Annotated in this window: 10 protein-coding genes; 1 reads left to right on the forward strand and 9 read right to left on the reverse strand. The window is 30.8% G+C overall.

Annotated elements, in window-relative coordinates:
• Positions 1 to 22 precede the first annotated feature (22 nt).
• From KQI18_RS06580 to KQI18_RS06590, 3 genes are all read right to left on the reverse strand, one after another.
• A complete protein-coding gene (locus KQI18_RS06580) occupies positions 23 to 955 on the reverse strand; it encodes an ABC transporter substrate-binding protein (protein ID WP_330654370.1) in 933 nt (310 codons plus the stop codon).
• A 68-nt stretch (positions 956 to 1,023) separates the two neighbouring features.
• Positions 1,024 to 1,956 carry an ABC transporter substrate-binding protein gene (locus KQI18_RS06585; protein WP_216466987.1) on the reverse strand — a complete coding sequence of 311 codons (933 nt, stop codon included), beginning with the start codon at positions 1,954 to 1,956 and terminating at the stop codon, positions 1,024 to 1,026.
• A gap of 62 nt (positions 1,957 to 2,018) precedes the next feature.
• The gene (locus KQI18_RS06590) at positions 2,019 to 2,948 is read right to left on the reverse strand and encodes an ABC transporter substrate-binding protein (protein ID WP_216466988.1); all 930 of its coding nucleotides are present in this window, start codon (positions 2,946 to 2,948) and stop codon (positions 2,019 to 2,021) included.
• A gap of 426 nt (positions 2,949 to 3,374) precedes the next feature.
• Between KQI18_RS06590 and KQI18_RS06595 the strand changes: the two genes are divergently transcribed.
• Positions 3,375 to 4,340 carry a helix-turn-helix domain-containing protein gene (locus tag KQI18_RS06595; RefSeq protein ID WP_216466989.1) on the forward strand — a complete coding sequence of 322 codons (966 nt, stop codon included), beginning with the start codon at positions 3,375 to 3,377 and terminating at the stop codon, positions 4,338 to 4,340.
• 23 nt (positions 4,341 to 4,363) lie between these two features.
• Here KQI18_RS06595 and KQI18_RS06600 read toward each other — a convergent pair whose 3' ends face one another.
• The 6 genes from KQI18_RS06600 to hcp form a co-directional block, all read right to left on the reverse strand.
• On the reverse strand, positions 4,364 to 5,410 hold the full coding sequence (locus KQI18_RS06600; protein WP_216466990.1) for a helix-turn-helix domain-containing protein: 1,047 nt from the start codon (positions 5,408 to 5,410) through the stop codon (positions 4,364 to 4,366).
• A gap of 201 nt (positions 5,411 to 5,611) precedes the next feature.
• A complete protein-coding gene (locus tag KQI18_RS06605; RefSeq protein ID WP_216466991.1) occupies positions 5,612 to 6,517 on the reverse strand; it encodes a glycyl-radical enzyme activating protein in 906 nt (301 codons plus the stop codon).
• A gap of 88 nt (positions 6,518 to 6,605) precedes the next feature.
• Complete coding sequence (locus KQI18_RS06610) at positions 6,606 to 8,975, reverse strand: glycyl radical protein (RefSeq protein ID WP_216466992.1); 2,370 nt, start codon at positions 8,973 to 8,975, stop codon at positions 6,606 to 6,608.
• 274 nt (positions 8,976 to 9,249) lie between these two features.
• A complete protein-coding gene (locus KQI18_RS06615; RefSeq protein WP_216466993.1) occupies positions 9,250 to 9,801 on the reverse strand; it encodes a hemerythrin domain-containing protein in 552 nt (183 codons plus the stop codon).
• 1 nt (position 9,802) lies between these two features.
• Positions 9,803 to 10,423, reverse strand: coding sequence for a hypothetical protein (locus tag KQI18_RS06620; protein ID WP_216466994.1), 621 nt, complete (start codon positions 10,421 to 10,423; stop codon positions 9,803 to 9,805).
• Between the two features lie 77 nt (positions 10,424 to 10,500).
• The gene (gene hcp, locus KQI18_RS06625) at positions 10,501 to 12,363 is read right to left on the reverse strand and encodes a hydroxylamine reductase (RefSeq protein ID WP_236887667.1); all 1,863 of its coding nucleotides are present in this window, start codon (positions 12,361 to 12,363) and stop codon (positions 10,501 to 10,503) included.
• Positions 12,364 to 12,397 lie beyond the last annotated feature (34 nt).

The raw sequence follows: 12,397 nt of genomic DNA on the forward strand, positions 1-12,397 counted from the left end.
TAAAACTTAAAATTATACAGATCTATCTATTAGTAGTATCTAGAATAGCATCAACGAATTTATCAAGTTGTACATCCATAGAATATATATCTACATAGAAGTATAATTCTGCACTAGTTTTTATAACTCTTCCTTCTTTTACTGCTTTAATATTATTCCATATATCGTTGTCTGCTAAGATATTTGGACCTCCCCAAGTTGAGTTAATCACATAATCTCCACAGTATTCAGGTAAGGCTTCTAGTGATAGCTCTCTATATTGGTCTGCATCTATAATTTCTTTTTCTATTATATCTGGCGCTTTAAGGTCAAGGTAGTCATAAAATATTTCTCCTCCTCTACCATATTTATTACCAAATATCATCAATGTCTTACCAGAATCACTTTCTATTAATGTAAAGGTCTTATCCATTACTCCTGCTTTATTTAACTTTTCTTTGCTATCTTTTACTTTTTGTTTAAAATTATCTATTACCTTTTTAGCTTCTTCCTGCTTTCCAACAGCCTCACCTATAAGAGTTACTCTCTCTTCCGTAGTTAGTTCTCCAAAAGGAATAAGTATAGTCGGTGCTATTTTATTTAATTTTTCATAGTCTTCCTCTTTTACTACTATCAACAAATCTGGATCAAGCTCCATTACTTCTTCTGGCTCCCATTTTTCAATTGTAGCAACACCAGCTAATTCATTTTTAAATGCTGATTCTTCCTTAGGTTTTTCTGTTGCTATAGGTTTTACACCCATTGCTAGTAAATCCCCTTGGTAACAACTTACAGCTACTCTCTTTGGGTTTGATGGAACTTCAATATCACCTTTAACGGTTCTTACTTTTCTTGTATTAGGCTCAGCTTCTGATTTTTTATTAATATTACTACTATTAGAGCAACCAATTGCCAACATCGAAATAATAAAAATCATACAAGCCAAAGGAATAAATTTCATTCTTTTTATAATCACTTTGTATCGCCTCACCTTTATGAGTATTTTATGTATGACCGACATACATTTTTTTATCAAAATTATCTCTATTTATCGGTAGTAGCTAGAATAGCATCTACAAAATTATCAAGCTGCACATCCATAGAATATATATCTACATAGAAGTATAATTCTGCACTAGTTTTTATAACTCTTCCTTCTTTTACTGCTGTAGTATTATTCCATACATCGTTGTTAGATAAAGTATCCTTTCCGCCCCATGTTGAGTTAATTACATAATCTCCACAGTATTCAGATAAAGCTTCTAATGATATTTCTCTGTATTGGTCTGCGTCGATTATTTCCTTTTCTATCACAGCCGGCGCTTTAAGATCTAGATAATCATAGAATATTTCTCCACCTCTACCATATTTATTTCCGTAAATCCATGTCTTTCCAGAATGACTTTCTAGCAATGTGAACGTTTTATCCATAACTCCTGCTTTATCTAATTTATCTTTGCTATCTTCTACTTTATTACTAAAATTATCGAGTACTTTTTTAGCCTCTTCTTGCTTACCAACTGCATCACCTAAAAGGGTTACTCTCTCTTCTGTTGAAAATTCTCCGAATGGAATAAGTATTGTCGGTGCTATTTTATTTAATTTTTCATAATCTTCCTCACTTGTTACTATTAAAAGGTCTGGATCAAGTGCCATTACTTCTTCTGGTTCCCATTTATCAATTGTTGCAACATCATCTAGTTCATTTTTAAAAGCTACTTCTCCCTCAGCTTTTTCTGTTGCTATAGGTTTTACACCTAATGCCAGCAAATCCCCTTGATAAAAATTTACAACTATTCTCTTTGGGTTAGCAGGAACTTCAACATCACCTTTAATTGTTTTTACCGTTCTAGTTTTTGCTTCGCCTTCTGACTCTTTCTCGCTATTGCTGCTACTATTAGAACAACCAATTGCCAACATTGAAATCATAAAAACCATACAAGCCAAAGGAATAAATTTCAATTTTTTCATTATCATTTTATGCCACCTCATTTTACAAATATTTTATATTCAACCTAGATCTTCTATTTAAATTCGCTCTACTTTTTTATAGTTTTTAGAATATCATTGACAAAAATATCAAGTTGGGCATTCATAGAATAAATATCCATATAGTAATATAATTCAGCATTCGTAGTTATAACTCGATCTTCTTTTACTGCTGATATATTTTTCCACAGATTATTATCTTTTAGATTGTCCTTTTCGTCCCAAACCGACTTAATTATAAAATCGCCACAGTACTCAGGTAAAGCTTCTAATGATAATTCCCTATATTGATCTCCATCTATTATCTCTTTTTCAATAATATCAGGGGCTTTTAGATCAAGATAATCATAAAATACTTCTCCGCCTCTACCCCATTTATTACCAAACACCCATACTTTTCCTGAATTATTCTCTAATAAAGTAAAAGTTTTATCCATTATTCCTGCTTTTTCTAGCTTCTGTTTGCTTTCTTCTATTTTTTTGTCAAAATCATTAAGTAATTTTTTAGCTTCTTCTTGCTTTCCAACAGCATCACCTATAAGAGTTAGTCTCTCTTTAGCAGACATTTCCGTAAAAGGAACAAGTATCGTTGGTGCAATTTTATGTAATTTCTCATATTGTTCTTCATCAATTACTATTATCAAATCAGGTTCAAGTGCCATTACTTCTTCTGGTTCCCATTTTTCAATTTCTTTAACATCCTTAAGCTCTTCTTCGAACGCAGTTTTTCCTCCAACTGTATTCATAGCTATAGGCTTTACACCAAGTGCGAGCAAATCACCCTGAAAATAATTTATAACTATTCTCTTAGGATTAACAGGCACCTCTATATCTCCTTTAACTGTTTTGACAGTTCTTGTTTTAGAAGCTTCCTCCATTTTTTCTCTGCTACTACTGCTATTAGTGCACCCAATTGCTAACATAGATATCATAAAAACTATACAAGCTATAGTAATTAGTTTTATTTTTTTTAGACTCATCTCGTATCTCCTCATATTTATAATGATTTAAGCTAAGTATTTTTTATTACATATATACTTATCCTAAAATATTAAGTATAAATTTTTTGATTTCATTTATCCCTCCATTATTGTATAAAAAATTCATAAATAACTTTTGAATTACATTAGCTAGCTATAATCGATTCATGAGTATTATATCAATACGCTTTTTCAACTGTCAATAATTATCATTTGCATTAAATTAGGTTCTAAATTTAACACTAACGTATAAAGTCAAGTAAACTCAATGCATACAAACTTATTTCTATTAAATTAAATTGTGAAATTGGTGTATAATTATACCGTTTTGGATCATTTGATATATTGTTTTAAAAATATTAATATGTTAACATGTGGATATAATTATAAAATTGCATATACAATAATATATGAGAGGATAAATTCATGAATATAGATGATAAAAGAACTGAAGTGATTAGTGACTTTGCATTACAACTAAATTGCAAGAAATTTAAATACGGGAATGGAAGTATTTATCGACTTCCTAAAGAAAATGGAGATAGTTGGTTTGTGGAAGTTATTCCTTACGACGGATTAATATTCAGTGATGCTTATTTTACTCTGCTTAAACCAGTTAATTATATTTATAATATTCCTAATAATCATATATTAATATGCTCTTTATACAGCGGAAACATAACTATTACAGAGAATGGGAAAAAAACAAAACGTTTATACCAAGGTATACACCTTTTGATTAATAAAGGAACGCAGTTTAAAATAACTATTGGTACAGATGAACCTGTATGGTATACTTTTGCCCTTTTACATGAAGATTTTATTACAAAATATATGGATGAGTTTTCTTATAATTTATCTGACAATGTAATAATAAATTTAAACCATTACAATACTCCTGAATTGATTATGATATTTGAACAGTTGAAATATGCAATAAGAAGATCAGATCTGCCTTTTATTTATTATTTAGGAAAGACTTATGAAATATTTTCAATAATTAAACGTAATTTAGAAAATGAAGAAACACTTCTAAGTAAATCACGTCATAACCATTTAAGCTATCAAAATTTACAGTTTATGTGGTTGTTAAAATCTGAGTTGGATAAGAATATTTTAACACCACCGACTATAGATGAAATGGTTAATATTGCAGAGATGAGTGAATCTAAACTAAGAAGGTGCTTTAAAGCTACCTATGGCAAAACAATTTACGAGTATATCAAGCACAAAAAAATGGAACAAGCTCTTAGATTTTTATCACATGATGATATGAGTATACACAATATTGCTTCAACCTTAGGATATGAAAGTGCAAGTAAATTTTCAGCAGCATTTAAAAAAGTTTACGGTATAACTCCAAGTGCATTTCGCAAATCCTTTGATATATAAATATATCTGTTTAAATTTTTAAGTTAACTGGGTAATTTTGTTGAGTCAACTTTATATTGCATTGGAGTTATACCAAATTCCCTTTTAAAAGCATAGCAAAAATTGCTCGGATTAGAATAACCTACATCTAGTGCTATTTCTCTTATGGATTTATCCGTGTCTGATAACAATATAGTCGCTCTTTGTAGGCACATTTTTCTATGATATCTAAATATAGTATCACCATATATTGCTTTAAAACCTTTTGTCAGCTTATTTTTGTTAATTGCTAATTTTTTTGAGATAACATTTATCGTTGGAAGCTCATATAAATTTTCCATTAATATCTCTGGAACTTTTTTAATTTGAGAAATCTCAAATTCATCTAACTGAGTGTTATATATTTCGTTATTATCTAAAATTTCATATGAAGCAATTTTTGATAATAACTCCATAACTTTACTCTCAAAAAACAAAATTTTAGATCTATAAGGCAATTTACAATTAAAAATTTGTAGAAATATATTGGATACCTCAGGTGATCCTTTTATTCCTTGATAGTATTGATTTCTAAGATCATTCTCTAAGGTTTCAATAGTATCCTCCCACAATTTAATACCACTACTGCCAAAAAATGATGTAATATCTGTTTTCTCTGTCATTATAGAAATACCTTGATATTTTTGGCCAGCACGATTTATAACCATTCCACATGTTTCACGGGACATTGAAATAGATAGCTCATTAGATTTTAAACACATCTTACCTACTCTATCTTCTATAAATGTGAGACTACCGTCTATACAATATTCTATTTCAAAATATTCATCAGATAAATCGAACTCAGTAATCATTTCATTATCGAATACTGTATCGTAAATTACAAGCATAACATCGTCCATTAATTTATAATATTTAATAAAACCTCTGCCGTACTCTGGTTTTATATCATAGATGATTTCTTTTTCTTCACTAATGATTAGATTTGAATTTTGTTTTCGCATTGTTGAAAACTTCATACGTATATCAGTATATTGATTAAGCATTGAAGTAGGCTTCTCTTTTGTATTAATCTTATATATATGTTTCATTTTCCAGAACTCCTTTTTATCAGATATTTTGTTTGTTCTAAATTGGTTAATTATTAATCTATTTGAAATTGTAATTCATTATCATTTACTTAATTATATTTCTTTTTCCCTACATAATCAATATCAATTAATTTACATAAAAAAAGTACCAACAAATGTTTTTTATTAAAACTTTTGTTAGCACTTTACATACATCTCAATTTACTTGTAGCTTACTATTTCTACACCTTCTTTTTCTATGATTTCATATAGTTTTTCTAAATCTTCTAAAGAAGGTCTTTTAAATTTTTCTGATGGTATATTAAGACCTAATGCTTCATATTTACCATCTCCAAAGGAATGGTATGGCAATAATTCTATCTTTGGATTTGACACATTATCTTTGATGTATTTAGCTGTTGCTCTGATATTTTCAATATCAGAATTTACTCCATCAATTACAGGAATTCTAACTACAATTGGTACCTTTAATTCATTCATTTTCGATATGTTACCAAGAATTTCTTTATTTCCTACCCCAGTAAATTGTTTGTGCTTATCATCATCCATGTGCTTTATATCTACAAATATCAAATCTAATTTTTCTAAGATATCTTTGACTTTATCAAATTCGAAATAACCACACGTTTCTATAGCCATATCTATTGCTTTATCATAACACTCATTTACAAGTTCTCTTAGAAATTTTTCTTGATGAGTTGCTTCTCCACCTGAAAAAGTCATTCCTCCATCGGAAAAATTATAAAATAATTTTTGCTTTTCTATTACCTTCATTATATCTTTTAAGCTATATTTATAAATTAAATTTTTCCTACTCTTCGTTGGACAAATTTCTGAACACTTACCGCATGAATTACACTTAATTCTATTAGATTTATCGTTTAAATCTATCCCTACATCATTCTCACAAATATCTACACATTTTTTACAGTTTACACAAGTCTTTTTGTAATAAGCAATTTTATTGGAAGAGGTATGGCTCTCAGGATTTGAACACCAACTGCATCTTAGAGGACAGCCAGCAAAAAATATATTTGTTCTTATTCCATCACCGTCGTTAACAGAAAAATTTTGTGGTTCCATTATATATCCTCTAATATCTTTCATACTACTTCCTCCTAGATCTAATCCGGTTTTTTTATATCTCATTTAACAATCTATTTTTTATCTTGATATTTTAAAATAAATTTTATATTTAGTAATTTTCATGTGCAGTTCTAGCTATAATAGCATCTTGCATAGATTTAGATAGATTTACAAACTGTGTACTATATCCTGCAACTCTAACCAATAAATCTTTGTAATCTTCTGGCTTTTCCTGAGCTTTACGCAGTACTTCTGTAGATATAGTGTTAAACTGAACATGGAAAGCACCTAAAGAGAAAAATGATTGTATCATAGACCCCAAATTGCTTTGGCCTCTCTTTGTCTTAACTAAATCCTCATTTAATCTTAAATTCAATAAAGTTCCTCCAGAGTGAACGTCCTGATTAAGTTTTGCTGCAGATCTCATCGCTGCTAGTGGTGTTGATGTATCTGATCCAGCAAATGGTGATACTCCTTCAGATAATGGTTCTTTTGCTTTTCTACCACATGGTGTAGCTCCAACAACCTTTCCAGTTGGCAAATAGTTAGAAATCCCCATAAATGCAGTGTTGAAATTATTTCCGTTTATGTCTGTATATTTATGGCCTTCACTGTAGTAATGATTTGCCATTTTTATTGCAATATCATCTACAAAATCTATATCATTACCGTATTTGGGTACGTTTAGAGCAAGTTGTCTTAACTCCTCATAGCCATCCCAATTTGCATCAAGTGCTTTGATAATAGTTTCCATTGTAGTCACTCTATCCTCAAAAACAAGTTTTTTAATAACAGCTAGAGAGTTTGAAGTAACTGCTAAACCTATACCTGTTAAAACTGGTCCTAAGTTGTATTTTGCACCGGCATTTACTAAATCTTTTCCCTTTATCATGCAATCCTCTATGCATGATGATAAAAACGGTCTTGGTACCATCTCTTTATGAAGTCTTTGTGCTACCAATGTCGCTATAATTGAATGCTCAATTAAATTATCAAATTGTTTGTAAAAAGCTTCTTCAACTTCTTCATAAGATTCAAATTTTGCAGGATTATTCTCATCTAATCCAATTTTTTCACCAGAAATTCTACTTTCACCTTGGTTTAATGCAAATTCTAGAGCAGCTGTAAAGTTAATATTTACAGCAGATGTCCACTCTCCCGTTTTTCTAAAATGTGGTACAACACATCCACAGTTGCTCCAATCTCTAGCATCTTCAGGCTCGTATCCTGCATTTATAAGCATTTGATATCCTACATTGTCATTGTGAATAGCTGGGAATCCAGTTCCTTTACTCACCAAATTAGTAACAGAATCTAAAAATTCACTAGGGCAATCCTGATGGATCCTAACGCTTAAACCTGGTTGATGAGTTTTTACTCTTTCCGTTGCATTTAAGCATAAATATGAAACATCATTAGTCGCATCCTTACCTTCTCTTGTTTTTCCACCTACTGTTAGATTTTGAAATTGATTGTATCCCGCGAAGAAATCAGCTGTATTAGCTGAAATAGTCCAAACCCACTCAGATAACTTCAACCAAAGTGAATCCACAAGTTCTTGAGCTTGCTCTTGAGTCATTAATCCTTTTTCTAAGTCTGATTTATAGTAAGGATACATGTATTGATCAAATCTCCCTGGATTAAGTGCAAGCGGGTTTTCTGAAATTATACCTCCAACTTGTGTAAACCAAACGAATTGAATAGCTTCATAAAATGTCTTTGGAGGATTTTTTGGCACAATATTGCATATTTCAGCTATTTTTATCAATTCATCCTTTCTATTGATATCATTTTCTTTATATGCCATATCTCTTGCCTTAGACGCATATCTATTTGCAAATGTTATAATCCCTTCAGAAGTGATTATGATTGATTCATAAAACTCTTTCTTTTCCATATCTTCTGATGAAGTTATAGATAGTTTAGACATATTTTCTTTGGCGTCTTCGATAATACCCGCAAAGCCTTTTTTGAAAAGTACATCTTGATAATCTGGGGTAATTTCTCCAACCGCTTGTCTCCACTTTGAGTCGTTATCGACAAACCCTGTATCAACTGCTACTTTTGCAGTTTGGTCGGGTAAACGAGATAAAAACGCCTCTTCTAAAGATTTTCCCTCCCAATATGGAAATATATTTTTTCTAACAAAAGCTCTTTGTTCATCAGTCATTATATACGGATCCTGAATTCTTTTATCAAAGTTATCCATCTCTCTATCAACCCATGTCCAAGAAAACTCAGGAGTTAGAATTCCACATTTTCTAAATTCACCAATAGCGCCAACAATAAGCTCGCCATCAAATATATTTACATCTAGTTGCTCACACGTATCTCTAAATGCTTTGGCTCTTCTGATTGCGACTGACTCGCCTTCAGTCCTTTTATGTGATTCAGTCCAAATTCTCGCCCTTTCATATGAAATAGCAGGTTTTGAGTTAATGTAATTCTGTCTTGTAGATTCAATTCTCTTTGTTATCATAATAGTCCCCTTTCAAACATATTATATTTATTTTAATATGTACAATATTTAGTACATACTTAAAAAATCCATAATATTTATAAACAATATAAATATTAAATTACATATATCTTATATATAAGACGATTTCGTTTTTTATATTGTACAAATGTATAATATATTGTAACTTTATACAAAGAATATCATCAGTAATATTAAATGTCAATACAGATTTTTAAAAACAAAAACCCTTAAAGTAGTTTGACTAATATTTAGTCTACTTTAAGGGTAGTTATTACATTTGACTCAGATTATCTAAAAATTTCAGGTGTTCAGAGTAATCTTCTCTTTCAGTTACTCCATCTTCAATTTCCTTAGATTTAATATCTATTTCGTCTAAATGCTCTTGGCTAAGGTTTTTTTCTGCGTATGGATAAACCACTCCATCTTCTTTTTCGATGTGACGTCTAAGTAAATATGTATATCCCATCATATTTGAAATTATACTTAGTTTATCCTCTGTACTATGAGTTTCCTCATATCTATTTATAGCTTTTTCCATTTCGAGTACGTTTAATCTTGCTAAGTCGTGCTCCACTAGCATACCATTTCTGACAAGAGTATTAGCAACTGATCCTAAGTTATCAATCATATATTGAAATAATATTTTTTCTTCTTTACCATGGTGATGTGCATCAGCGTATTCTCTTATAAAAACTATTGCTTTTCTAAACAAATTAGTATCTACTTCGGCTCCATCAATGATTTTTATACATATTCTTTCCATTTGATCAGTGAATCTCAAAATATTTTCGTGTTCTTTAACTAAAACTTCTATAGCATACATATTATCTTCTCCTCATCAGTTGATAAGTGTTGCCATCTAACTGTTCTAATTCGATGCCTGAATTCTCAACATATCCATCAAGCCAAGCTTTTCTTAAATCGTGATAAACTTGAACTGGAATTCCATGATCCCAATACTCTTCATGAACATCTATTCTAAGCCTCCAAACGACTTTATCATCATCTTTTTCGATTATTTCATTTGCTCTATCACATGGCATTCCATCTAAAAATATCTTGTTTATTGTCAGATATATATCTTCTGGAGTAATTGATTCTATGTTTTCAATTTCCCTTGAATTTTCACGCCCTAATTCTTTCATTACTTTTATTAATAAATCTTTTCTATTTTTTTCTTCTAAAAGCAATTTACTAACTACATAAGCAAAGCGTTTTTCCACAAGAGATACCTGATCCTGAAGCCAACCGTGAATATTACCAGTATCTATGACTGTATCAAGTGGCGCTCGCTCTATTACACCAACTTTCATATCAACTTCGTCTTTTAAGCCTATGTTCCAACCTTGTTCTTTTGATAAATCTAATATATTCTCTACCATATCTTCTTCTTGTTGAACTTTTCCGTAAACTAGAAAATGAATAGGTCCTAAATATTTGCTCATTTTTTCACCTTCTTATCATTCATTAGATATGAACCAGATATTTTTTAAATATCTAGTCCATATCAATTTGATTTAAATTACTTATTTAAAAAACTGTTTAATTTATCTAATACTTCTTGTTCTTTTAGTCCGTGTACTGCACAAGCATCTGATATACTTTCCATTTGAGATGATGGGCATCCTAGACAATGCATTCCCATATCCATGAAAACTGGTGCTAATTCTGGATGAGCACGAAGTACATCACCCATTATCATATCTCCTGTTATTTTATTATTACCTTCCACTTCTTCACCTTCCTTACTTTCTGGGAAGAAAAGTTCCATATCTTCCTCTACTGATTGTATTCCAGATATCCCGAACTCTTTTACCAATACATTCGCAACATTTGGTGATAAGAATGCTGGTAGAGTTGGCCCAAGATGTATATCTTTTACTCCTAAATATAGTAGAGACAATAGTACTATTACTGCTTTTTGCTCATACCAAGCTATGTTGTAGATTATAGGAAGATCATTTATATCGTTTAGTTCAAATATTTCCTTAAGTTTAAGTGCTATCACAGCTAGTGAATATGAGTCGTTACATTGACCAGCATCAAGTACCCTAGGTATTCCACCTATATCACCTAAATTTAATTTATTATATCTGTATTTAGCACATCCAGCTGTAAGTATTACAGTTTTTTCTGGTAGTGATTCAGCAAAATCTGTGTAGTAACTTCTACCTTTTTGTCTGCCATCACAACCTGCCATTACTACAAATTTCTCTATAGCACCAGTCTTAACTGCTTCTACAACTTTATCTGCAAGTGCAAATACTTGATTATGTGCAAATCCACCTATTATTTCTCCAGTTTCTATTTCTTTTGGAGCTTGGCATTTCTTAGCATGTTCAATTATTTCACTAAAGTCTTTTTCTTCTCCTATATCTCCTGAAATGTGTTTACATCCTGGGAAACCAGAAGCCCCTGTAGTATAAATTCTTTCTTTGTAACTATCTCTTGGCGGAACTATACAGTTTGTTGTCATTAAAATTGGTCCGTTGAATGATTCGAACTCCTCTTGTTGTTTCCACCATGCATTTCCATAGTTTCCTACAAAATGATCGTATTTTTTAAATGCTGGATAGTAGTGAGCTGGTAACATTTCAGAGTGTGTGTATACATCTACTCCTGTTCCTTCTGTTTGTTTTAATAACATTTCCATATCTCTTAGGTCGTGTCCAGAAACTAGTATACCTGGTCTGTTTCCAACTCCTATATTTACTTTTGTCATTTCAGGGTTTCCGTAAGTTGTAGTATTTGCTTTATCAAGTAAACTCATACCTGCAACACCAAATTTTCCTGTTTCTAGTGTTAATCCTACTAAATCATTTACTGATAAACTATCATCAAGAGTTGAAGCTAAAGCTATCTGTAAAAACTTGTCTACTTCTTCATCATCTTCTAAAAGTACATTAGCGTGTTTAGAGTAAGCTGATAATCCTTTTAAACCATATGTTATTAGTTCTCTTAAACTTCTAATATCTTCATCCTCTGTTGAAAGAACTCCTACTGATGTAGATTTTTCAGCCCAAACATTAGAATTTTTATCGCTCCAAAGAGCAGCCTCTGATAAATTATCTTTATTTGAAAGTTCTTTTAATAATTCTTCTTTAACTAATAAAGTTTTTTCTACTCTGGCATTTATTGCGTCTATATCAAAGTTAGCATTTGTAATTGTTGTAAATAAATTTAAAGTTATTAAATGATTTACTTCTTTGCTAACTATTTTTCCTTCTTTTCTAAGTCTTGTTGTTATTTCTGATGTACCTTTTGTAAGCCAAATCAAAAAGTCTTGTGCGTTTGCAACTTCTGGTTTCTTTCCGCAAACCCCACCCATAGTACATCCTTTATTTCCAGCTGTTTCTTGACATTGATAACAAAACATTTTACTCATATTAAAAACCTCCTAAATTTTTTTCGCTTTCTGT

This window comes from Metaclostridioides mangenotii (assembly GCF_018917235.1).
Classification (GTDB): Bacteria; Bacillota; Clostridia; order Peptostreptococcales; family Peptostreptococcaceae; genus Metaclostridioides.

Excerpts from the sequence above, each read along its gene's own strand:
- KQI18_RS06585 (WP_216466987.1), bottom strand. The coding sequence starts at position 1,956 with ATGATAATGAAAAAATTGAAATTTATTCCTTTGGCTTGTATGGTTTTT.
- KQI18_RS06590 (WP_216466988.1), bottom strand. The coding sequence starts at position 2,948 with ATGAGTCTAAAAAAAATAAAACTAATTACTATAGCTTGTATAGTTTTT.
- KQI18_RS06595 (WP_216466989.1), top strand. The coding sequence starts at position 3,375 with ATGAATATAGATGATAAAAGAACTGAAGTGATTAGTGACTTTGCATTA.
- KQI18_RS06600 (WP_216466990.1), bottom strand. The coding sequence starts at position 5,410 with ATGAAACATATATATAAGATTAATACAAAAGAGAAGCCTACTTCAATG.
- KQI18_RS06605 (WP_216466991.1), bottom strand. The coding sequence starts at position 6,517 with ATGAAAGATATTAGAGGATATATAATGGAACCACAAAATTTTTCTGTT.
- KQI18_RS06610 (WP_216466992.1), bottom strand. The coding sequence starts at position 8,975 with ATGATAACAAAGAGAATTGAATCTACAAGACAGAATTACATTAACTCA.
- KQI18_RS06615 (WP_216466993.1), bottom strand. The coding sequence starts at position 9,801 with ATGTATGCTATAGAAGTTTTAGTTAAAGAACACGAAAATATTTTGAGA.
- KQI18_RS06620 (WP_216466994.1), bottom strand. The coding sequence starts at position 10,423 with ATGAGCAAATATTTAGGACCTATTCATTTTCTAGTTTACGGAAAAGTT.
- hcp (WP_236887667.1), bottom strand. The coding sequence starts at position 12,363 with ATGAGTAAAATGTTTTGTTATCAATGTCAAGAAACAGCTGGAAATAAA.